The sequence below is a fragment of the Pseudomonas sp. NPDC096950 genome, from assembly GCF_044762525.1.
In the GTDB taxonomy this organism is placed as follows: Bacteria; Pseudomonadota; Gammaproteobacteria; order Pseudomonadales; family Pseudomonadaceae; genus Aquipseudomonas.
On the sequence record NZ_JBIWEL010000015.1, the window covers coordinates 153,404 to 175,687 of the forward strand.

The window sequence follows — 22,284 nt, forward strand, 5'->3', positions numbered from 1 at the left end:
CTATTAGCCTACCCGCCGAAAAAGCCTGACGATACGCAAATAGTTTGCGTATCGTTGACGGCATCTATGTCAGTTGGTTATCGTCGAACGGCACTGTACCGAACAGCGATTAGAGTACATACGCATCAATACCGTTACTGCCACAAAAGCCAACAAAGCTATCAATCCAACCTGATAAGTTGTGAGCGACATCCACGGTCCCTGCCTGCCGAAATAAAACTGCCACTGAAATGTCTGGAATCCCAAGCCGGTGCCCGCGGCTATTGATATAGAGGGTTTCAGCCAAAACGCCGGAGCCAATACCAAAGCGGATACGACCAGACACCAGACACGCGTCCGCCAAGTGTAATCCGCAACAGCGAAGATGATTAAGGTGATGGGCAGTACACCTATCCATTGCCTGCTCTCCGAACCAAAAGCCAGCAAGGGTAAGAAAGCAAGAAATACCACTAGAAGCCCAATAGGGATGGAGCGTCGATTCCCGAATGCCCAGCTCAGACAAGCTGAGATGGCAAGCAATATCACTGGGCCGAAGCTTATAAAATGGGCTACCAACGGTTTGAATGGCACCGCGAGAGACTGATAGAGCAAATAGTCGAGCAACGGAGGACCTGCAAAGCCAGTATTCCAATCAAAGCTGAGCTTCATTAACGTTGCCGAAGCAACGAAGAAAAGGCCGCCTATTAGCAAACCAGACCAGCTTAATGATTTCCACGTGGCCGGATCGAGCCCCACTCTGACAGCGAGCCATATGATCAAATACAAAGAAACCAACATCGCACATGCCGACAGCAAAACCATGTCGACGCTCGCCGTCTTCCCGTTAATGCTGGCAGAATGCGAAGCAACCGCCGACAAAGGGACATGGTATATGGTCTGCAGTAATAAAATTGTTAGAGGCACTGCCAGAACCCCAAATAACACGAAGCTATACTTGTAATTATTGGGGGCTATTACCGCAGTATCATTACTTCGGTGTGGCAATGCGGCTAAAACCAAGGGTATAAGAAACAGCCCCGGCATTATCCAGGCGCAAAAAGCACACAGTATATAAATCGCCCACTTGTATGAACGCACCCAACACCACAAGCAGACGCAAGCCAGCGCCAGCGCGACATGATCACTTAAAATAGGATAAAACATCGGCATGCACAAAAACATCCAACTGCACGCAAGGATCGCAATGGACAATGTCGCCACGGACTGTTTAACTTTTAACCTGATCATCACGTCGTGAAGTAGCGAGGCCCCAATGGATAGCATAACAGCGTTAAGAACGGCTTGAAGCCAAATCAATAACGCTTTGGATGCGCCTAGATGAGCAGCAATGATAAGCGGAAGAAAGCCCGACATGCGGATGGAGCGATATGGATCGCCGAAGATCGGTTTTCCCTGGCCCAGGAGTTCGATGTATTGGACATAGACACTTCCGTCCCAACCCGCCCCATCTCCAACCGGTATGAAGCCCACGACCCAGTGGGTAATTAAAAAAACAAGTGCTACGGCGAGGCCGCAGTACACTGAAACTCTACTCAACTTAGCTCTCCATTTATTTTTATTTTTTATCAGAAAATATCTTTCTTGATAGAAAATAGTTCACCGGAACGAACATCACGATTGCAACGGGTAGAGCAACTCTACTATCAACACCGATATTATCTACTAGCAACCAAAGTACCAAGCTGGTAGACAAGTACTGAATCACATACACAAGGGGAAACAGAAATACAGATCGCAGCCCCTGGTGTGTTTTAAAAACAAACAATCTATTTAAAAAATAAGACAACACCACACCTGAGATGTACGAAATCGTGTAACTCACCTGATACGAGAGCACTGTCAGTAATAACAGATAAAGAAGATACGTCGATAATGTATTAAATCCACCGGATAACAAAAAGCGTCCAAACACGTTAGTTTCTGATGGAATCTTATACACTTTTAGTGTCAACGCTCAGTGCAACATGGGCGATAAACTCATCGTAACTTCTGACGTAATCTTCATTATCGTAATAATCTGAAGCCAGTACCAAAAGCACTGCATCCGAGGAGTATTTGTACTGAATCCCCCAAGTCATCGGAGGAAGATAAAGCCCCTTGTCGGCCCGATCCAGAACAAACTCTTCACGGTTTGTTCCATCGTCAGCGACGACATGAACTGTTCCTTTTACTGCCACTAAAAATTGATGGCATCGAAAGTGCGCATGATCACCACGGACTTCCTCCGCTGGTACATCGTAAACAAGGAAGTAACGCGACACCAGGAAAGGAATACTCCGGCCAAACTCACCCATTGATAAGTTTCCGCGCTTATCTTGGACCCTGTGCAAATTATGCAAGGTCACGCCTGTAACAGTTGTGCCCTGCACGTCCAACGGAACATCATTTCCAGGTTTGCTTTCGGGGGCAACAGGTGTAGCGTCCGTTGTATACCCAACAATTTTCGCCGGATTACCGCTCACAATGGCGCCAGGAGGTACCGATGCGGTTACGACCGCACCCGAACCAACAACGGCATCATCTCCAATAATGACACCTGCAGAAATTTTTGCATTTCGCTTGATAACTGCACCGTTGCCGATAATTACGTCTTTTTCGATGGATACACCATCAAAAATACAGCAACTTTCACCAACGCGTGCCGTTGGGTTCAAACGTGCAAACGCCATTACCGAAGTTCCCGCGCCAATTTGAGTTGGCGCGCACATAGCTTGCTCATGTATAAAACGATCCGAACAACTATTCACGCCGGGCCTCCAAATTGCTCCACCCGCATCGGAATCGCTAGCGGCCTATTCTTTGTATTCTCGTAAGTTCGCCACGCATAAGAGCCGACAATACCCAAACCCATCAAATTCAAACTTCCAAGCAACGTAATCATCAATATTGTTACGGCATATCCGGGAACCGTGATCTCACCGTGGAGCTTCGCCCAGACAACCATCAAGCCAAACAAAAACGCCAAAATGGATCCCGTTGCCCCGACACGTGTCAACAGGCGAATCGGCAGATCGGTGAAGGCAAATACACTGTCCATCATGTAGTTTATTTTTTTGCGCAACGTCCAGGCTGACTTACCGTGCTCCCGTTTCTGGCGCTTGTATGTCACGGTGGTGCGACGAAATCCGAGCCAGAAAATCTGTGCTATGAGAGAGCTATGTCGCTCCTCAAGCGTTAATAACGTGTCACGGAAGTGTTTGCTACAGGCAAACATATCCACCCCTCCGAGTGGGATCTCGGGAACAACGTAACGACGATAGAGCCCCCAGAAGGCTTTAGAAGCCAACCGGGAAAGCAGCGGATCATCCCTCCCCTCTCGAACACCGACTACGACATCGACTTCTTGGGACATCAATACGCTATTCATTTCAACGATTAGTTCGGGAGGTTCTTGAAGATCTGCGGCCATTACTGCAAATCGGTCCCCGTTACCGAACTGAAAACCAGTCCGGATAGCCATGAAGGAACCAAAATTCCGAGACAGCAAAATCAGTTGCGAACGGAATTTCCGCGTAGGCAAGTCTTTCCTGAGGAGCTCATAGCAATTATCCGGGCTGCCATCCACAACAAAAACCACCTCCAGGTTTTGTTGCAATTGGTCATCTAGGCGGTCTATCACGCTGACCAGATCAGGCAGTGAACCTTCATTGCGATAAACAGGAATGACTAAGGTTAGCAAAAGGAGACCCCTGAAAAATTATAAAAGTCCTGCAAGCAGGACTCGAAACAATTACCTAAACGTCCGCATCCAAACAGCACCGGACAGCGATTCCACTGGAGGGGGCGACTGAAGCGAGGTGGCCCCGATCAAGGATCCAGCCGTCGCTGCTGATGTATCCAGTCTACAATCTCGCCATCTGGCGCATAACCGCTGACCGTATCACGCAATAACTGACGTACACGTGTGTAGTCATCGGCTTCAACGGCCGAGATCAATTCCGTCAATTTCCCTTTCAATATATCCCAGGATATAAAGTCTTCATTTGCGCTCATAATCATCGGATGAGGAGTCTTGACGACGTTATCGCCTATCAGCAGCTCTTCATACAGTTTTTCTCCTGGTCGAAGACCAGTAAACTCAATCGCAATGTCACCGTGCGGATTTTTCTCTGAACGTACACTGAAGCCAGAAAGATGAATCATCTTTTCAGCCAGTTCCACAATCTTGACTGGCTCACCCATATCCAAGACAAAAACGTCACCGCCCATTCCCATAGATCCCGCCTGAATTACCAACTGAGCCGCTTCAGGAATGGTCATAAAATAACGGGTTATTTTCGGGTGAGTGACCGTAAGCGGGCCACCGGCCTTGATTTGTTTATGAAACAGCGGTATGACCGATCCGGAAGATCCAAGAACGTTGCCGAAACGGACCATTGTAAACCGGGTCTTATTAACTCTAGATACGTTTGAGTTATCGCGAAACAACACGGGCGCCAACTCGCGACTTAACGCCTGCAACGTCAGTTCGGCCAGGCGTTTAGTACTGCCCATCACATTGGTAGGACGCACGGCTTTATCGGTAGAAATCAAAACGAAGTTGGCAACACCGGCCTGCAATGCGGCCTCAGCCGTATTTAATGTACCAATGACATTATTGATGACACCCTCTGCAATATTGTGCTCGACAATAGGCACATGCTTATACGCTGCAGCGTGATACACAGTATCTACTTGCCACGTATTCATGACATCGAGCAACTTGCGTGGATTACTGACCGAACCAAGTATCGGCAACAGTCTGACAGATAACGACTTCCTGGCAACCTGCTGTTCTAACTCGGAAAGAATACTATATAGGTTGAACTCGCTGTGCTCGAACAGAATCAATGTCGTCGGACGCAGTTCAAGTATTTGTCGGCATAGCTCCGAACCGATAGAACCGCCGGCCCCGGTTACCATAACCGCCTGCTCTTTAATGCAATGCTCGAGGAGATTTTCCTGCGCGGGTACTGCGTCACGCCCCAGCAAGTCCGCGATATCTACTTCCTGAATATCATCAACTTTGACACGTCCGCTCGCCAAGTCCATAAACCCGGGAACGCTTCGAACGTGGAGCGGGAATCCTTCCAGAAATCCAAGTATTTCACGACGCCTTACACGGTTCGCCGAAGGAATAGCCAATAATATTTCTTGAGCACCTGTCGCGTCGATCATGCGCTGAATATGTTTGGGTTTATAAACCTGCAGCCCTGCGATGACGCGATCGGCAATGCTGCTGTCATCATCGATAAATGCAATCGGACGCATGACGCGCCCCATACGTAATGCGGCTACCAGCTGGTTGCCCGCGGCACCTGCCCCGTAAATCGCAACCTTGGGCAGGCCATCGTCGCGATTGGTAAATGGAACATGTTGCGCGGCCGTGAACCAGTCACCGAGAAAATACTGGCGCATCGCCAGCCGCAGCCCGCCAATCATTATTAGACTGAGCCACCAATAGTTGAAAATGATCGATCTTGGAACAATATTCTGGTGATTGCTGTACCAGAACACGACAACACCCAAGATTAACGAGGAAAGGGTTACGGCCTTGATGATGGCTATTAGTGCATCACTGCCGAAGTACCGCATGACGGCACGATACATGCCAAATCGGACAAACAAGGGAATAGCGATGGCTGGAGCGCTCAAAAACAGCACTTCGTGCATAGTAAAAGGGTTTATAAGTACATCCACCCCCAGCCGAACCACAAAGGAGAGCCATAACGCCAGCCAAACGAGAACAATATCCGCAGACACCTGAATCAAGCGCTTCTGCCGACGAGGTAGCCCTACCAAAAAAGTACGTAATTTATCCATAAATCCTTTAAGCACCTTACATAAAACGGCTGGACGGTCAGTATCCCCTTTCCGTGAAGGCTCATCAGAGGACCAACACGCCAAAACCTACTCGGGCTAGCGAAGCTCTACATCCCCGGCTCGGAATTTTAGTGCCAGCAACACCAAAGGTACATACGCTATAAGCAATCCGACTACGCCTTCCAGCTTGCCATCAACCACCAGGAACGCAATCGGTAGCAACCATGCAATGGTGAGTATCCCTGTCGCCAATGTCACAGGCAAATGCCGTTTGTACTGACGTGAGGCAAATTGATAAGCGTGACTGCGATGCGCTTCGTAGACTTTTTCTCCCCTCAACAAACGGCGAATCAGCGTGACGGTGGCGTCGACAATAAATACACCCAGCAGGATCAGCCACGCAAAAAACAAGTTGGACGATACCCACGCTGCCTGGAGAGCAAAGATACCGAGAATCACGCCCAGAAACCCGCTTCCTGCATCACCCATAAATATCCGTGCAGGGGGAAAATTCCAGCAAAGAAATCCAAGCACCGCGCTAGCAAGCAATAGCGGTCCCACTACTGCGGCCCCCCCTTGCAGCGAATACAGCAACGCGGCGCCAACGCAAACCGTTACCGCCTCGACACTGGCGATGCCGTCAATGCCGTCCATAAAATTGTAAAGATTGAGCATCCAGACCAAAAACATTGCTGCGACGAAATAGCCGAAAAGGCCCAGCTCAATGTTGAGTCCAAAAATAGTGATAGGTGCGAGACCACCGATCCAGTACAAAGCCCAAAACGCTGCCAGGAAATGGCCTAAAAGGCGCCATCTTGCTGCGATATGTCCGTGATCATCCAAAAAACCCAGGATAGCCACCAACGAACCGGCACCCAGCAGTGCTATCACCTGATTCAGCGGCAACATATCCAGAAAGAACATCACGACGGTAGCGGCCAGGAAGCACAAGACGATGGCGACACCGCCCCCCCTGGGAGTGGGCGTTGTGTGAGAGCTACGTGCGTTGGGCACATCGATAAGACTTCGAGCCAATGCGTACCGACGAAGAATCCAAGTCAGTGCGAAAGAAGAAATCGCGATGACCGGTAAAAATAACCACAGCATTAAAAACTCCTTATTGGGACCGTCCCGGTTTTGAACGGCGTGCTTCACCGGACAACTCAAATTCTCGCGCCGATTTGATCAGCTCATCACGTGAAGAAAAAGGTGGCGTCCAGTTTAGCAACGTCCGTGCTTTACCAGAGCTCAATACGAAAGAACCGCACAATTGCGTCATTAACGCAGCTTTACCGAGCAGTCTGCTCACTGCCGACATGATCGGTACGGGAAAGTAAAAGAGCCTGGACTTCCGTCCCATTCCTTCTGAAAGCGCTTCAAGTATTTCTGGCAACGCAAGATCGTCACCATCAGAAACCATAAACAACTGGCCAGCCGCATTCGGATGAATCGCGCAGATCCTTATAAAATCAGTGAGATTATTAAGTGAGACCATGCTTCTCTGGTTAGCGACCGCAGAAAAAGGCAAGGGCACTCCAAGCTCAACCAGCTTGAGCAGCCTTTGGAAATTGCCAGGCGCATTCGCTGCATAGACCAGAGGAGGCCGGATAATAACCAGCTCCATTTCGCTATTTTTATCTACGTATCGCGCACTCAGGCCTACCTCAGCCTCATACTTGGACAATGCATAGTCCTTGACGGGATTAGCCGGCGACGTCTCATCGATAGGCGTCAATCCGGTTTCTACACCGTTTACGCCAATAGAGCTGACAAAGACAAACCGCTTTACCCCAAGCCCTTCCGCGATAGAAGCAAATTTAAGGGTGAGATCCCTGTTCACCGAAAACATCGCGTCCAGATTCTTCGAAGCCTTGCCGAATTGGTGAGCTCTACCTGCAAGATGAACAACGACATCTACGTCGACCAATGCCCCTGCAAGAAACGCCTCATCATCTAACTCACCAAACACACACTCGTAATCAGTACAAGCCGAGGACTGCTTCCGCATCATCGCACGTACGGAAAAACCTTTGGCCTGGAGATCCAGGCATAAGGCACGACCTATAAATCCGCTCGCCCCTGTAACCAGAATTCTCATTTTTCGTTCACCAAACCGATAATTTCCTCGAGCCAACCGGCTAAACTATAGCGACGATAAATATGGGGCTCAACCGCCTTATAGGGTTTATCTAAAAATGCCTGCGGAATGACAGGAGTGTGTCGATCAATAATAAAAATATTATCTTCGGAGTAGAAATCGTACTGCTTTACACTAGAATTAGTGGTCACTAATTTTTTCCGCGCACCCAACGTTTCCAACGTGCGCATAGTCAGCCCAGTCTGTTGGGGATGTTCTATATCCAGTATCGCTTTGGAAGCATTAAAAACACGTTGCACTTCAGCTTTGGAAATAGATTCAAATTTGAAATCATCGTATTTAGCAGTGCGATAACCGCTATTGGTAAGACGATAAAGCAAATAAACCCACTTGGCCTGTAAAAAAAGATACCAATACTTTCTAATAGGCGAGGCAAGTTGCTTGTCAATCTTATCAACTATGGAAAACCTGTCGGTATGCGCCGTGCCTATGAAACTAATATCATACTGGGCTGGCGTTTCATCAACTGACTCAAACCCAGCCGAAAAAAACAGAGGACGAAAATTGACGCTGTATTGTTCAGAGTCATTTTTGTCAAACGTAAAGACGCTATCAAAATATTTTAGATTTTTTAGAGTCTGCTGCCGATTAGAAAAAGAGTCCCACATATAAAGTATGAACTTCGCCGAAGGGTACCGCTCACGCCAGGCCGCAAGTGTATGGGTAGACAACGTTTGTCCGTTAACAACAAAGATGTAGTCAAACTCAGTATCAACTGAAGCCAATTTATTTTTATAATAACGATCGGCGGCACCAATCACCCATTCACGCCGCACCCGAGTCAAGGCCTTTAAAAACGGCGAATCAAATGGTCGATCCAGCAAAAACTCAACGTCAGCTCCCTGCTGTTCCAACTCTTTTTTTATCTCACTCTCATAACCAAAAAAAACCGGAGCGATATATAAAACTTTTTTGTTTTCTAACAAGTACTTCACGACTCAATCGTCCGTTGTTTAACAATCTTTGCAGGCATGCCAGCTACGACTACATCTGCCGGCACACTCATGAGCAATACTGAGTTAGCGGCTACCGTAACGTTATCCCCCAGCGTCAGGCCTCCCAGGACTTTCGCACCGGCACCGATAACGACATTATCGCCGACAACCGGACGACGACTTTCGTCGTATGTGAAATCGAGGTCTTTTGCACCGAGAGTGACACCTTGATAGATAACTGCATTAGCGCCGATGCTGACAGCACCGATCACAGTCCCTTGAGTGTGAGGAAAAAACAATCCCGGACCAATTTTGCAGATAACAGCTATTTCAATACCAAATACGGTGTAGTTCAGTAGGGAAAAAAAGCGGGCGAGTATTTTGAAGCCCCTACGATTCATTGAATAAGACAAACGATAGAGCAGGACAGGAGCAAACCTTGGGGAGAGCATACCCAAGATCAACTTTATTTTAGACGTGGCCAGGGGAGCGTTAAACAACGCCCTCTGCCTGTCAATATCCGCACGCAACAAACTGCGCAAACTCTGGCTGCCCTGCTCCATAAACGATCTCCTTAGTTCATCAACTTTCGGGCGCGTAACTCTTGATTTGCCTTTTCCAGTTGATCTTCCGGCAACGGTTGCTGAAGAACCCATTCAGCGAAACGTTTGAGACCTTCCTTCAAAGTAACTTTTGGATGAACACCCAACAGTTCGTTCAAACGTGTGATATCAGCATAATTGTGGCGGATATCTCCGACCCGGAATTGCCCGGTGACTGTTACATTTGGCTCCTTGCCAAAAGCACGAGTCAACTCTTCTGCGACCTCTTTAACAGAGGTGGCGATACCGCTGCCGACGTTCACGATAGTATTTGGCGACTTCTCGACGAGCAATCCTGCAAGCAGTGCATCCGTGACGTCATCAACGTGAACAAAATCTCTACTTTCCAGACCATCCTCAAAAAGAGGAAGAATGCTATCACGGCGGATTTTGGTTGAGAAAATTGACAAAATTCCGGTGTAAGGATTGTTAAGAGACTGACGTTCCCCATAGACGTTTTGCAAACGGAATATTGTGTAATCTATGCCCATTGATTGGCCACCGATACGAACAAGATCTTCTTGCGCATACTTCGTCGCAGCATAAAACGAAGACGGCGCAATAAGGTCCGTTTCAGTCGTTGGTACAAGTTGCAGGGCGGTGCCGGTAGACGGGCACAGCGGCTCCCACATTTGCTTACCCAAAGCCTCGGCCGAGCGAGCAGCCGGGCAGACCCGCTGATTGGTCTCGGGATTGATGTACGCACCCTCACCGTAAACCGAACGGCTGGAAGAAAGAATAATCCGTTTAACGCTATGCGACGGCAACTTGCCCAAGACATCAAACATCAAGGCTGTGCCTTGGGAGTTAACCTCGTTGTAGCGGGCAATTTCGTACATCGACTGGCCTGTGCCGGTCTCGGCGGCCAGATGGACAATACCGTCGACCCCGTCCAGCGCTTTTATCCAGTCTTCTCGGGAAGTGACGCTCCCACGAATGAATTCAACCCCTTCACCACTCAACCAATCGAGATCAGTCGGAAGACTGCCATGCACCTGGACGGTCAGAGGGTCCAGAATCCGTACTGTATGGTTGGTGCTCAGCAATTTGGGAACGAGATGCGAACCTATGAATCCTGCGCCGCCGGTGATTAGAATTTTTTTCATGATGGTACCTCTGGAAATCGACAGTAAAACAATCTTCTAAAGCTGGGGGTTCCGAATAAGCAAAAGTTTACGTATCTTGCAGCGGTTCCTTTTTTTGAATACCTACACGCATATTCGCAAAAATATAAAGCGAAAAGCAGATAAAAAACTGAAACAGCGTCGGAAGCAAGAAAAACATGTCATAAAATATTGAAAACACGAGAATCTGGAAAGCGACTGAGTACGCAAAAATCCCCCATGGCCTCCCCTTCAGCGACGTATTATATACAAAGCAACACACCAACTGAATCAGGGCAACGAAGACAAAGCCACCAAAGGCCCCCACATCAGATACGAAGCCAGCATAAATAGTTGACGTATTCAGATTCCGGTCCACAAACTCAAACAGATCGTTCCTGGCGTCTAATCCAAAAAAAGCTTTTACGACCGAAGGCAACATATTAGACATTGAATAAGACACCGACCATGCAGGGTTCACGATGTCTATGTTATGGAAAAAGTTACTCAGACCCGCCGTCAGGTAAACATAGAACCAAAGAAAGCCGCTTGGCAGTGCGTCAAAAACTTCTGCGGATCTGCCCGATACCAGATAGGAAAACGGATTTGAAGTTTGTCGCATATCGCCAAGATAGCCAAATACAACGACTACGGATAAAGCAACAATAAGCAGTGCAAATATCTTTTTGTACGATATCTTCGTCAACAAAAGAGACACACAGACTATTTGTATTAATCCGCTTAGCAAAATCCCTCGCCCTAACATAAGTACTGGCCAGAACAACAATGCAGCGATCACCAAAGCCAATGTTTTGGACTTCGTTTTTATTGACAAATAAGTTGCCATTGACAACATTTGCAAATAACAAGCGTTCATTACACCATGAAGAGAAGGAACACCAAACTCCGTGTACAGCTTATCTATACCCGCAAGACGCCAATAGAGAGGGACGCCGCCGGAGTAGTACACTTCGAAAACCGTGCCAACTATCCAAATACCGAACAGCAAACGAAAGAACCTACCAACAATACCTATATAAGCCCCTTCTTTTTCCAGGCTTAGAGATTGAACTTTCTTCCGACCTTTCAAAAGCACATAGAGCAGGAATATGCTGACCATATTCATCAATATGACCATCAGCCCCACTATTGACGGAGAGACCAAATTGGTCGTCAAGCCGAAAAAATACAACAGCAGAACCAGCGACCACATAGAGATATAAACAAATGCCGGATTAAGCATACTTACACATTCCGTTTGATTGCATTTTTTAATCTTGGAAGCGCACCGGATACAAAATTGAAAACCAGCGAATTCTTGAGTAGGCCGAACAAAACATTGGTCAACAACTTTTTATTGCCAGGAGAATACTTTAAAAACAAAGGGTGAAGAGCTTCTACGTTGGCCTTGTTCTTTTTAACAACTTGTCGAAATAGTTCTCCAAGAAGATAACGATACCCACCTTGCTGACAGGCTTTTTGAATAGAAGGATCATTCTCATAACGCTGAGCAATAAGATCAACCGTCAAAAGAGACTCTTGCAGCAATTCAAATGTTCGGTCACTTGCTCCCAACCCGTGTTTACGGTACTTCCCATAAACGCCAGCCAGTTCGCGAATTTCGCCACGCAACGCAACTTCAATATAAAAAATCCAGTCCGATACAACCGGGAAGAGCGGGTCGAATCCGTGCGAAGGGCATGCAGAACGTCTCACCATGACAGAAGATGCACCGGGGATTCCCCCCTTCGATATCAGATCGTAGACGTTATTGATTTTTTCTTTTTCAGTCGTGTTGGTGCGAAAAAGAACTTTCCCGTCCGCATGATTAAAAATATCCACAGGGTGATAGGAAAGTACTACTTTCGAATCTTCAAATTGTGCAACCTGTGCTTTTATTTTCCCAGGCAGGAATAGATCATCACCGCCCAAAATAGCGACTAACTCACCACTACAAGCAAAAAAGGCAGCATTGGAATTACCAGTAATGCCAATATTTTTCTCGTTCAGGACTGGTATCACTATATCGGGATACCGACGTTGAAAATCTAAAATTACTTCTCGCGTCCCATCAGTTGAAGCGTCATCCGCCACTACTATTTCAAGATTCTTATAATCTTGAACAAGAACGCTCTCGATAGTTTCCGCAATCAAATGAGATTGATTATAGGTTATTATCATTACAGAAACTTTTGGATTATAAATATTCAACGTAACCGCCTCACGAAAAAAAAATCAAGTGCCCAACACTGTCAGCCTGCCAAACCTTCGGCTTTCATCCTTTTGAGCGCCCTTGCAACAAACCACATCATCAAGACCCAATAAATTGCGTAATTTATTGCGTGAGCCAATGAAACACCTTCCAACCCCATATACTTAGTTAAAACAACAGTCAACACATAGAAACATACCGCGGAGAATACTTCCGAGAATATAAATAGTTTGAACATCGCCTTACCAAGCATGACGTAGGCTAAAATCCAACTACCAATCTTCAGTGTGTCACCAACAATTTGCCAGGCAAACAGGATTCTCATGGGAAGGAAGTCAGCGGTAAACAACACCTGGATTATAAAATCACGCAACAGGTAGATCACTAATCCGCAAACTGCAGCACAAGGCAAAATAAACTTATAGCCTTGTATTATTTCTTCTCTTACCTCTTCCTGACTTGTTAGTTCCGAAAGCTTGGGTAAGTAGTAAACACTCAAGGTTGTCGTCACTAACATCAAATATGCGGCGCTCAGGCGCCACATAGCTTCCCAGTAACCCGCTGCCTCCCAGTCAAGCGTCGCACCTAAGTGATTGCGCACAAGAATATGACTGACCGGTACGCAAACCGCTGAAGTCAGGGCCATAGCGGTATACTTCAAGAAGTTTTTCGCCACTTCCCTGTCGATACGTCCGAACATGTATGTCAAACGGAACCACGGGGCCTTGAAACAAATAAACAGAGTAACAAAAAAACTGATTGACTGATAAATGGCCAGTGCTATCAGGGCACCGTAGAGCCCTGAAAATATAGACAGGGCTGTAGTCACTATAAACGCAAATACGCTTCCGGCAATATTGGAAGCCACATAACGAATCAGATCCTTTTTACCATTGAGTATAGCGAGCAGAAGTGTATTCAAGGTGAAGAAAACCAGAGTGGCCGCGAACCACCTGAAAACACCTCCAAACGCTGTACTTTTAAGTATCCAATTTGCCAATTCGTCACTGAATACCAATATGATGACGCTGCATAGTAACGAGCCTGAGATAGCTATTGTCCCAGCACTTCGCCAAACAGACTGCTGCTTTTTCTCATCATAATGATACTCTGCCGTGTACTTGGTAACGCCCGTATTGATCGCGCCGCTAGCAAATGTAGTTATCATTTGAATGGCGTTCTGAAACTGTCCGAGCGCCGCATAGCCCACAGGGCCAACATAAATTGCCAGTACTTTATTTATCCCGAGCAGCGTGAGCATTTTAACGAGAACAGCAATCCCGTTGAGCAAACTCGTTTTAATCAGCGTCATTATCCTTCAACCATTACCGTTGAAACTGTTACACGCGCTGATCACTGTCGCAGCATCATCCAAAGACATTGTTGGCCCGATTGGGAGACTCAGAACCTGATCGTGTATGTTTTCGGTGATCGGGAAAGACAAGTTATTCCAGTCCTTGTAAGCTTGTTGCTTGTGAGGTGGAATCGGGTAATGAATAAGCGTTTGAACACCCGCTGCGGCCAAGTGTTTCTGCAGCGCATCTCGCTTATCTGAGCGTACAACAAAGAGATGCCATACGTGGCTCTCGAGAGTTAATGGAGATACACCTTTCTCTATGGGCAGGCGAATGAGATCATTATTAATGCCGTTCATGTACAACTCTGCTATTTTCCTGCGACTCTGAATATCTTCTGACAAATATTTCAGTTTCACACTTAGCATTGCCGCCTGTATCTCATCAAGCCGGCTATTTACACCTTGATAGATATTTTTATATTTCTCGTGAGAGCCATAATTACGCAGGGCCTTTACAACGTGAGCCAATTCCTCATCATTAGTGGTGATGGCTCCGGCATCTCCAAGCGCCCCAAGGTTTTTCCCTGGATAAAAGCTGAACCCTGCTGCATCACCCCAGCTACCCGCAATTTTTCCGCCAATACTAGCGCCATGTGCCTGCGCTGAGTCTTCCAGAACCAATAGGCCGTGGTCTTTGGCAATACTCATGATCGCTGGCATGTCAGCCAACTGCCCATACAAATGAACGGGAATGATCGCTTTCGTTTTAGGCCCAATCGCCGACTTGATAAGAGCCGGGGAAATATTCAAAGACTCATCCGGCTCAACGAGAACCGGGATCAAGCCATTTTCGGTGATGGCTAAAATACTCGCAATGTAGGTATTGGCAGGAACGATCACTTCATCGCCAACGCTCAGCTTTCCGAGAATTTTCCAAGCCCTCAAGGTCAAAGTGAGCGCATCCAGCCCATTCGCCACGCCAAAGCAGAATTTCGCACCACATGCCTTTGCGAAATCTATTTCGAACTGCTCAAGCTCTTTTCCCTGGATGTACCAACCGGAGTCAATGACTCGCGCACAGGCAGCCTTGAGCTCAGCAGCGTAGGCTGCATTCACATCTCTCAAACTTAAAAACTCAATCATCAGAACACCCGTTATTTCCGTATTACCAAAACCTATGTCGACTTGCCACGACTCAGGTACCGGTTAGTTCAAGCCACTCAATGCAGTATTGGTCGCTACAGCACTTATAAATTCGTCATAGTTGCGTATATAGTCAGCCTCATCATATTCATGACTTGCAAACACGACTAATACACAATCCTCACTGAAGTCATGCATTTCTCGCCAAATGAGGTTATTGATTAGAACACCCTTTTTGGGCGAATCCAGCCAGACCTCTTCTTTTGAGACACCATTATCCATCACCATGCGACACTTTCCTGACACACACACTGCTAGCTGCCGCAGTTGTTTGTGCGCATGAAATCCTCGACTGACTCCAGGCAGTGTGCCAAAGATATAATAGACACGTTTGATTTCGAACGGGACCTGCCGCCCTTTTTCCAAGGAGACCAGGCTGCCACGATTGTCCCCGATCACTTCCAAATCGAGGAGTTGCGTGGTACCGGGAATGTAGATAGTCGGTAACTCAGCGTCACTAAATGCCTTGGCCTGCCTGTCTTTTTCACTGACGATCAGGTCAATTCCTTCAGGCCATTCAATACCAATATCTACGTCATCCCACCGAATACTACGCTCAAGCTCTTTGCAGTAAGTATCAGTGGTTTTATATAAGAAATGCGTATCGTCTTCCAATGCGATAAACCCGTGAGCAAACCCCTCGGGAATCCACAGCATTCGATTATTAGCAGCACTTAATTCGACTCCTACCCATTTCCCATAGGTAGGTGAACCTTTTCTAATATCTACCGCGACATCGTAAGCTGCGCCAGAAACGACTCTGACCAGTTTCCCTTGAGCGTGAGGAGACAACTGGTAGTGCAACCCTCTAAGCACGCCCTTTTGCGAGCAAGAGTGGTTATCCTGAATAAAGCTTCTGGGAATAGGTAACCCCAACTCAGAAAGCGCCTCATGGAAGCGCGGTTCGTTAAAGCTTTCACTGAACCAGCCACGATCATCCCTAAAAACCGTTGGCTCTATTATCACTACTTCCTGTAAATCGGTTTTTAGCAATTTCATGTCTTTACACCTTAAACGGCTATGAAACATCCTGCCGGCAATAATTTATAAATAACTTAAGGCATGTTTCCAGTTGCCTCTGAAACTACGAAACGCGTGTAAAGCACGCGTCTCGATGAACCACAATCAGGAATAGGTATTCTTTCGGGCTTCATCCAGGCGATAAAGAGCAAAGGCGGATAGTACCCCTAGCATCAACCCAAGTACCAATGCCAGTGCAATGACAAGTGTCTTTTTGGGCTTAATAGCAGTTTCTGGCGTCTCGACTACGCCATCGTAACGATACATATTAATATCTCGGGGTGCGACTGCAAGCTTGTCATAAAAACTTTTCTTGGCCTGGAGGTCTCGCAGTTCCCTGATAAATGCGTCGTTCGATGATCTGGTTTCAAGGTTCTTTATCTCAGCATTAAGTGCTTCAACACCTCGAAGGAAACTCATGTCACCCTCCAAGTTCCCAGCTACCGGAGAGCCCCCAAAAGATACTGTTGGCTTCTGCACACCCGCCGCTTGAGCGACGCTCAATGCTGCTCGCAATTTGGTAATTGTATCCCCGCGTGAGGTTTCACCCGTTTCACGCTTGGTATCGATTTCTTGCTTAACGTTCTTCGCGCGAATTTTCGCCTCATAGGAGACGTTTTTCATTATTTCGTTATTAGCCAGCAACTCGGCGTGTTTTATATAGCCTTTAACCCAGTCGACCGCTTTTTCAGGGCTGGAGGTTTGTGCAACCACAGAATAACGACCCGTTTCATCTGCAGTGACCGGAAGCACCTGGAGTTTTTTTAGAAAATCCGCGTACAACGCATCTTGCGACTGTGCCTTTTGATCTTCGCTAAGCGTTGGCAGGTACTCGGTTGTAAAAAACTCCTGACGTAGCGATTCGGACCGTAGATTCCGCAAAAATAAACGGTAAACGTCCTCAATCGAATAGGGAGTAAGCTCAAATTCTCGAGTGCGCCCGGTGTTCAAATCTGCGATATCACTTTGAGTGGGAGGAACTAAGTAAGCCCTGGCTTCGTAAACACGGTCGCTTAAGAACGCATACATCAAGCCGAAGATGCCTGCAATCGCGGTGACGCCAATAATTACCCACACGCGGCTCCACAGCGACCGCGCGATCAAAAAAGCATCTATTTCGTCGGAGTATTGATTATTCGGAATATCGCTTCGCATGTTTTTTGAGCCTTGTTTTAATCTGGTCTCGATCTGTTAGGAGATCACGGCTTGGTCGCATTTTGCCGAATTCGCTAGCACACCAGCCTCGAGAACCAGTCGAGCCCAATTGCGCTTTCACATTTCACTATCAGTGACAGGAGTCGCACCCTGCCACTGAAAAATGCAGCATTAATTCAGCAGTTTGGAGAGATATTGGCCATAGCCTGTTTTTTTAAGGCGCTCTGCCTGTTCGGCCAACTGCGCTCTGTCAATCCAGCCATTGGTAAAGGCAATTTCTTCCAAGCAAGCCACTTTGAGTCCTTGACGCTGTTCAATTGTATGAACGAAATGACTGGCCTCCAGGAGCGAATCGTGAGTACCCGTGTCAAGCCATGCGAAGCCGCGCCCCAGCATTTCCACACTAAGCGTCTTACGCTCAAGATAGACCCGATTGACATCGGTAATTTCCAGCTCACCACGCTCGGATGGCTGGATACTTTTTGCTATTTCAACGACATCATTATCATAGAAATACAGACCTGTTACCGCGTAGTTAGACTTCGGTGTTGCTGGCTTTTCTTCGATGCTCAGGGCACGGCCCGACGCATCAAACTCAACAACACCAAAACGCTCAGGATCAGACACGTGATAACCAAATACAGTTGCACCTACCTTTTGGTTAGTGGCCGAACGCAAATTATCGGAAAAGTGCTGACCGTAGAAAATGTTATCACCCAGGATCAGGCAGCAAGGATCCTTGCCGATAAATTCCTCACCGATAACGAACGCTTGTGCCAGACCGTCTGGACTTGGTTGCTCAGCGTAGGTCAGCTTAATGCCGTAAAGACTCCCGTCGCCCAGAAGTTTGCGGAAACACGGCAAGTCTTCAGGCGTGGAGATGATCAAGATCTCCCGCATACCCGCGAGCATCAGCACCGACAGCGGATAAAAGATCATCGGCTTGTCGTAGATCGGTAGCATCTGCTTGGAAACACCAAGGGTCAACGGGTGCAACCGCGTGCCCGAACCACCAGCGAGGATGATGCCTTTACGATTTGTCATGGTCATTTATTCAGAACTTCCCTAAGCATTCGGGTTACACCACTTCGCCAATCCGGCAAGTGCAGAGAAAAATTGTCGCGTAGCTTCTGAGTATTCAAGCGCGAATTCAGAGGACGGCGTGCAGGAGTTGGGTAAGCGGTAGTTTCGATCGGGTTGACTGCCTTGACGGCAAGTTGCTCACCATTGGCCTGGGCAAACTCAATCACATGATTGGCATAGTCATGCCAGGAGACTTCACCGCTGGCTGCCAAGTGATACAAGCCTGCCAATTCCGGGCGTTGCAAGACTTGCTGGATGGCCAGCGCCGTCACGTCCGCTATCAGGTCTGCCCCCGTCGGCGCTCCGATCTGGTCGGCAATAATGCTCAAGGTTTCGCGATCCTTCGCCAGACGCAACATGGTCTTTGCGAAGTTATTGCCACGGGCGCCGTAGACCCAACTGGTGCGGAAGATCAGGTGCTTGCAACCCGACGCAGCAATCGCTTGTTCACCTGCCAGTTTACTGGCCCCATAGTGATTCACCGGCGCGACTGCATCGGTTTCCTTCCATGGCGTAGAACCCTGGCCACTGAAGACGTAGTCGGTGGAATAGTGAATCAGCCAGGCGCCCAAGGACGCCGCCTCCTCCGCCATGACCTGGCTGGCCTTACCATTCACGCGCTCAGCCAAGTCCATTTCGGACTCAGCCTTATCGACGGCCGTGTATGCCGCAGCGTTAACGATGACGTCAGGCTTAACCTGACGGATCGTCGCACGTAAAGTTTCAAGATCGGAAAGGTCACCACACAAACCATCGACAGCATGACGATCCAGCGCGATCAACTCACCAAGCGGCGATAACGAACGTTGCAGTTCCCATCCTACCTGGCCGTTCTTTCCCAGCAGGAGGATTTTCATGCCTTGCTCGAACGATCGGCGTAATTCTGATCAATCCACTGTTGGTAACTGCCGCTCTTCACATGAGCAACCCACTCAGTGTTATTGAGGTACCACTCGACAGTCTTGCGGATACCGGTTTCAAATGTTTCTTCCGGCGTCCAACCCAACTCGCGTTGAATTTTGCTGGCATCGATGGCGTAACGCTGGTCGTGGCCAGGGCGATCCTGGACATAGGTGATCAGGCTAGCGTGTGGGCGATAGGCGGAGTCCGGACGCAATTCGTCGAGCAATGCGCAAAGCGTGTGCACGACATCGATATTTTGCTTTTCGTTATGGCCGCCGATGTTGTACGTCTCGCCGATCACACCGTCGGTCACGACTTTGTACAACGCACGGGCGTGGTCTTCGACATAGAGCCAATCGCGGACCTGGTTACCTTTACCGTAAACCGGCAGTGGCTTGCCTTCCAGCGCATTGAGAATGATCAGCGGGATCAGTTTCTCAGGGAAGTGGCACGGGCCGTAATTGTTAGAACAATTGGTGACCAGGGTCGGTAAGCCATAGGTACGACTCCAGGCGCGAACCAGGTGATCGGAACTGGCCTTGCTCGCAGAGTACGGTGAGCTTGGCTGATACGGGGTAGTTTCGGTGAAGAGGTCTTCCGGACCTTCAAGATCCCCGTAGACTTCGTCAGTCGAGATATGGTGGAAGCGGAAATTGGCTTTGCGCCCATCATCCAGTGCAGCCCAATAGTGGCGCGCTGCTTCCAACAGGGTGTAAGTGCCGATAATGTTCGTCTGGATAAATTCAGATGGACCGGAAATCGAGCGGTCAACGTGAGACTCTGCGGCCAGGTGCATGATGGCATCTGGTTGGTGTTCACGCAGGACACGGTCGATTTGATCGCGGTCGCAGATATCAACGCGCTCGAACACATAGCGTGAGTTCTGGCTAACTTCGGCCAATGACTCAAGGTTACCGGCGTAAGTCAGCTTATCGACGTTAACGACGGAATCAGCCGTATTTAAAATGATATGACGGATGACTGCCGAACCAATGAATCCGGCGCCGCCGGTTACTAGAATTTTCACGCGAAACTACACCCTTTGAGTTACTGACAGGGCCGCCAACCGAGCGCTGTCTAATCCATGAATGCAAAAGCCATCATCTAAGTAAGCAGAGGCTTCTGGCACAATCAGTCTGAACCGACGCAGGAACGTGCCATTATCGGACAAGCGCAGCATTTTACAGCTTAATGACGCTTTTACTAATGGATATAGACAAGCTGTGACGCAAACCCGAGATGCGCCTCATGCTTATGGCGGTCAGACGAGACGCTTGCGGGAGGCTCTGGACGTACGCCCCAGAAACCATCCCAGAATCGGCCCGATCAGCATGCCTAACAGCAGCGCAAGAACTACAAGCATTGATACCGGTAATTGTGGACCTGCCCAGCCAAGAAACAACAGGGAAACCGATTGCTGATTTTCAAGGACGAACGCCAGAACTATCACAATCAGCAACAGGATAACTACGCCAAGGAGCACACGCTTGAGATTACGCATGCGCCGACCCTTTAGTCATGGAGGTCAAAGCCTTCCTCCTCTTCTTCGTTGACCCGATCACGCAGCTCCTTGCCCGGCTTGAAATGCGGAACGAACTTACCGTCAAGACTGACGGACTGACCGGTTTTGGGATTGCGCCCTACGCGCGGCGCGCGGTAGTGCAGGGAGAAGCTGCCAAAACCACGGATCTCGATACGATCCCCGGTGGCCAGGCATTGGGACATTTGTTCAAGCATGGTCTTGATGGCCAGCTCTACATCCTTGGATGAGAGTAGCCCTTGATGGGTGACAATTCGTTCGATCAACTCCGACTTCGTCATATTTTTCCCTTCTTTTTCAAGCAGCTAGATCAGCGCTTCAAAGGTTTTAGCATGCCCGGAGGAATTTGAACAGCCCAGGGTTTGACATATCATTACCAGCACCGATGCGCTCATTTTCAGGGCATCGAACACGCTCCCGACTACCACCCTATCACCTGCAGATTACCAACATGGTGCGGGTCAGGTAGCCAGCGGGATTGAAGCCAAAGGGAAACTCGTCCTCCTCTTTAGCATCGTCAGATCGTGCAACCACCTTGTAACCGGCGGCCTTGCACTCCCTGTCAGCTCGCTTGCGACACTTCTCCCAGCCTGAGCCCAACCCCGAGCAATCGATCTCTATACCACTGACTCCACGCACGACGTGTGTCTTGGCGTTAGCGGCACAACCCGTCAATGTCAGCACAGCTATTGCGACAATGAACTTGTTCATTCACTTCCTTATGCCGGGCACTACGCCCGGCTCTCGTTCGCCTCAGGCGTAAGCCTAGCTGCAAATAAACGATTGATCCGACTAAAGAAAGAGACAGTGCGCGGAGGGCATTGGTTCATGAGCTCAAATTACAGACACAAAAAAGGGCGACCGAAGTCGCCCTTTTTCTATGGTCTTACAGAACTTAGTTCTGCTTGGCCATTGCTTCACGCAGCAGTGCAGCCATGGTGGTATCACCAGTAGCAGCGGCTTCCGTAGCTGGCTTATCGCGCAGGCTCTGGATAGCTTCTTTCTCGTCTTCAACGTCTTTCGACTTGATCGAGAGCTGGATTACGCGGCTCTTACGGTCAACGCTGATGATCTTGGCTTCTACTTCTTCGCCTTCTTTCAGAACGTTGCGCGCGTCTTCAACGCGGTCACGGCTGATTTCGGAGGCTTTCAGAGTCGCTTCGATAACGTCGCCAACGTGCAGATTGCCCGCTGGGCCAATAAAAGCTTAGAAGCGACCCGCGTCCCGTTCCACAAGTTCTTGGTCGGGCAGGCGCTGTTCCTGGTGAGAT

22 protein-coding genes and 3 pseudogenes are annotated in these 22,284 nt (G+C 48.4%); all 25 read right to left on the minus strand.

Annotated elements, in window-relative coordinates; translation table 11 throughout:
- Positions 1-69: 69 nt before the first annotated feature.
- Positions 70-1,536 (minus strand): hypothetical protein, encoded by a 1,467-nt coding sequence (locus ACIQY3_RS22120; protein ID WP_403023547.1) that lies wholly within the window; start codon positions 1,534-1,536, stop codon positions 70-72.
- Positions 1,537-1,555: 19 nt separating this feature from the next.
- Positions 1,556-1,939, minus strand: a complete 384-nt coding sequence (locus tag ACIQY3_RS22125) for a GtrA family protein (RefSeq protein WP_403023550.1) — start codon at positions 1,937-1,939, stop codon at positions 1,556-1,558.
- Positions 1,932-2,369, minus strand: coding sequence for a sugar 3,4-ketoisomerase (locus ACIQY3_RS22130; RefSeq protein ID WP_403023624.1), 438 nt, complete (start codon positions 2,367-2,369; stop codon positions 1,932-1,934). Before ACIQY3_RS22130 ends, ACIQY3_RS22125 begins: the two co-directional genes overlap by 8 nt.
- A 60-nt stretch (positions 2,370-2,429) precedes the next feature.
- Positions 2,430-2,546: pseudogene (locus tag ACIQY3_RS22135) on the minus strand (isomerase); the annotation flags it as partial.
- 197 nt (positions 2,547-2,743) lie between these two features.
- A complete protein-coding gene (locus tag ACIQY3_RS22140) occupies positions 2,744-3,679 on the minus strand; it encodes a glycosyltransferase family 2 protein (protein ID WP_403023553.1) in 936 nt (311 codons plus the stop codon).
- Positions 3,680-3,807: 128 nt separating this feature from the next.
- The gene (locus ACIQY3_RS22145; RefSeq protein ID WP_403023556.1) at positions 3,808-5,802 is read right to left on the minus strand and encodes a polysaccharide biosynthesis protein; all 1,995 of its coding nucleotides are present in this window, start codon (positions 5,800-5,802) and stop codon (positions 3,808-3,810) included.
- Between the two features lie 96 nt (positions 5,803-5,898).
- On the minus strand, positions 5,899-6,909 hold the full coding sequence (locus ACIQY3_RS22150; protein WP_403023559.1) for a glycosyltransferase family 4 protein: 1,011 nt from the start codon (positions 6,907-6,909) through the stop codon (positions 5,899-5,901).
- Between the two features lie 10 nt (positions 6,910-6,919).
- Entirely contained in the window at positions 6,920-7,900 is a 981-nt protein-coding gene (locus ACIQY3_RS22155) for an NAD-dependent epimerase/dehydratase family protein (protein ID WP_403023562.1), read from the minus strand.
- Positions 7,897-8,895 carry a hypothetical protein gene (locus ACIQY3_RS22160; RefSeq protein WP_403023566.1) on the minus strand — a complete coding sequence of 333 codons (999 nt, stop codon included), beginning with the start codon at positions 8,893-8,895 and terminating at the stop codon, positions 7,897-7,899. Before ACIQY3_RS22160 ends, ACIQY3_RS22155 begins: the two co-directional genes overlap by 4 nt.
- A complete protein-coding gene (locus ACIQY3_RS22165) occupies positions 8,892-9,458 on the minus strand; it encodes a serine O-acetyltransferase (RefSeq protein WP_403023571.1) in 567 nt (188 codons plus the stop codon). The genes ACIQY3_RS22160 and ACIQY3_RS22165 overlap by 4 nt, the downstream gene beginning before the upstream one ends.
- Before the next feature lie 11 nt (positions 9,459-9,469).
- A complete protein-coding gene (locus tag ACIQY3_RS22170) occupies positions 9,470-10,603 on the minus strand; it encodes an NAD-dependent epimerase/dehydratase family protein (protein WP_403023574.1) in 1,134 nt (377 codons plus the stop codon).
- Positions 10,604-10,670: 67 nt separating this feature from the next.
- Positions 10,671-11,843, minus strand: a complete 1,173-nt coding sequence (locus ACIQY3_RS22175; protein ID WP_403023577.1) for an O-antigen polymerase — start codon at positions 11,841-11,843, stop codon at positions 10,671-10,673.
- A gap of 2 nt (positions 11,844-11,845) precedes the next feature.
- Entirely contained in the window at positions 11,846-12,811 is a 966-nt protein-coding gene (locus ACIQY3_RS22180; protein ID WP_403023580.1) for a glycosyltransferase family 2 protein, read from the minus strand.
- Positions 12,812-12,852: 41 nt separating this feature from the next.
- Entirely contained in the window at positions 12,853-14,124 is a 1,272-nt protein-coding gene (locus ACIQY3_RS22185; RefSeq protein WP_403023583.1) for an O-antigen translocase, read from the minus strand.
- Between the two features lie 6 nt (positions 14,125-14,130).
- The gene (locus tag ACIQY3_RS22190) at positions 14,131-15,252 is read right to left on the minus strand and encodes a DegT/DnrJ/EryC1/StrS family aminotransferase (RefSeq protein WP_403023586.1); all 1,122 of its coding nucleotides are present in this window, start codon (positions 15,250-15,252) and stop codon (positions 14,131-14,133) included.
- A gap of 63 nt (positions 15,253-15,315) precedes the next feature.
- Positions 15,316-15,750 (minus strand): sugar 3,4-ketoisomerase, encoded by a 435-nt coding sequence (locus tag ACIQY3_RS22195; RefSeq protein ID WP_403023629.1) that lies wholly within the window; start codon positions 15,748-15,750, stop codon positions 15,316-15,318.
- 6 nt (positions 15,751-15,756) lie between these two features.
- A pseudogene (gene rfbC / locus ACIQY3_RS22200) lies at positions 15,757-16,311 on the minus strand (dTDP-4-dehydrorhamnose 3,5-epimerase); the annotation flags it as partial.
- 126 nt (positions 16,312-16,437) lie between these two features.
- Positions 16,438-17,487 (minus strand): LPS O-antigen chain length determinant protein WzzB, encoded by a 1,050-nt coding sequence (locus tag ACIQY3_RS22205; RefSeq protein WP_403023588.1) that lies wholly within the window; start codon positions 17,485-17,487, stop codon positions 16,438-16,440.
- Between the two features lie 171 nt (positions 17,488-17,658).
- Positions 17,659-18,537 carry a glucose-1-phosphate thymidylyltransferase RfbA gene (gene rfbA, locus ACIQY3_RS22210; protein WP_403023591.1) on the minus strand — a complete coding sequence of 293 codons (879 nt, stop codon included), beginning with the start codon at positions 18,535-18,537 and terminating at the stop codon, positions 17,659-17,661.
- Entirely contained in the window at positions 18,534-19,427 is an 894-nt protein-coding gene (gene rfbD / locus ACIQY3_RS22215; protein ID WP_403023594.1) for a dTDP-4-dehydrorhamnose reductase, read from the minus strand. Before rfbD ends, rfbA begins: the two co-directional genes overlap by 4 nt.
- A complete protein-coding gene (gene rfbB / locus ACIQY3_RS22220) occupies positions 19,424-20,500 on the minus strand; it encodes a dTDP-glucose 4,6-dehydratase (RefSeq protein ID WP_403023597.1) in 1,077 nt (358 codons plus the stop codon). The genes rfbD and rfbB overlap by 4 nt, the downstream gene beginning before the upstream one ends.
- Positions 20,501-20,734: 234 nt before the next feature.
- On the minus strand, positions 20,735-20,974 hold the full coding sequence (locus ACIQY3_RS22225; protein ID WP_403023600.1) for a LapA family protein: 240 nt from the start codon (positions 20,972-20,974) through the stop codon (positions 20,735-20,737).
- 11 nt (positions 20,975-20,985) lie between these two features.
- Positions 20,986-21,294 (minus strand): integration host factor subunit beta, encoded by a 309-nt coding sequence (gene ihfB, locus ACIQY3_RS22230; RefSeq protein ID WP_403023603.1) that lies wholly within the window; start codon positions 21,292-21,294, stop codon positions 20,986-20,988.
- A gap of 151 nt (positions 21,295-21,445) precedes the next feature.
- Positions 21,446-21,724: a hypothetical protein gene (locus ACIQY3_RS22235; protein WP_403023606.1), complete on the minus strand. Its 279-nt coding sequence runs from the start codon at positions 21,722-21,724 to the stop codon at positions 21,446-21,448.
- A gap of 184 nt (positions 21,725-21,908) precedes the next feature.
- Positions 21,909-22,190, minus strand: a pseudogene (locus ACIQY3_RS22240) (S1 RNA-binding domain-containing protein); the annotation flags it as partial.
- Positions 22,191-22,284: the final 94 nt, after the last annotated feature.

Excerpts from the sequence above, each read along its gene's own strand:
- ACIQY3_RS22145 (WP_403023556.1), bottom strand. The coding sequence starts at position 5,802 with ATGGATAAATTACGTACTTTTTTGGTAGGGCTACCTCGTCGGCAGAAG.
- ACIQY3_RS22150 (WP_403023559.1), bottom strand. The coding sequence starts at position 6,909 with ATGCTGTGGTTATTTTTACCGGTCATCGCGATTTCTTCTTTCGCACTG.
- ACIQY3_RS22155 (WP_403023562.1), bottom strand. The coding sequence starts at position 7,900 with ATGAGAATTCTGGTTACAGGGGCGAGCGGATTTATAGGTCGTGCCTTA.
- ACIQY3_RS22165 (WP_403023571.1), bottom strand. The coding sequence starts at position 9,458 with ATGGAGCAGGGCAGCCAGAGTTTGCGCAGTTTGTTGCGTGCGGATATT.
- ACIQY3_RS22170 (WP_403023574.1), bottom strand. The coding sequence starts at position 10,603 with ATGAAAAAAATTCTAATCACCGGCGGCGCAGGATTCATAGGTTCGCAT.
- ACIQY3_RS22175 (WP_403023577.1), bottom strand. The coding sequence starts at position 11,843 with ATGCTTAATCCGGCATTTGTTTATATCTCTATGTGGTCGCTGGTTCTG.
- ACIQY3_RS22185 (WP_403023583.1), bottom strand. The coding sequence starts at position 14,124 with ATGACGCTGATTAAAACGAGTTTGCTCAACGGGATTGCTGTTCTCGTT.
- ACIQY3_RS22190 (WP_403023586.1), bottom strand. The coding sequence starts at position 15,252 with ATGATTGAGTTTTTAAGTTTGAGAGATGTGAATGCAGCCTACGCTGCT.
- ACIQY3_RS22205 (WP_403023588.1), bottom strand. The coding sequence starts at position 17,487 with ATGCGAAGCGATATTCCGAATAATCAATACTCCGACGAAATAGATGCT.
- rfbA (WP_403023591.1), bottom strand. The coding sequence starts at position 18,537 with ATGACCATGACAAATCGTAAAGGCATCATCCTCGCTGGTGGTTCGGGC.
- rfbD (WP_403023594.1), bottom strand. The coding sequence starts at position 19,427 with ATGAAAATCCTCCTGCTGGGAAAGAACGGCCAGGTAGGATGGGAACTG.
- ACIQY3_RS22225 (WP_403023600.1), bottom strand. The coding sequence starts at position 20,974 with ATGCGTAATCTCAAGCGTGTGCTCCTTGGCGTAGTTATCCTGTTGCTG.
- ihfB (WP_403023603.1), bottom strand. The coding sequence starts at position 21,294 with ATGACGAAGTCGGAGTTGATCGAACGAATTGTCACCCATCAAGGGCTA.
- ACIQY3_RS22235 (WP_403023606.1), bottom strand. The coding sequence starts at position 21,724 with ATGAACAAGTTCATTGTCGCAATAGCTGTGCTGACATTGACGGGTTGT.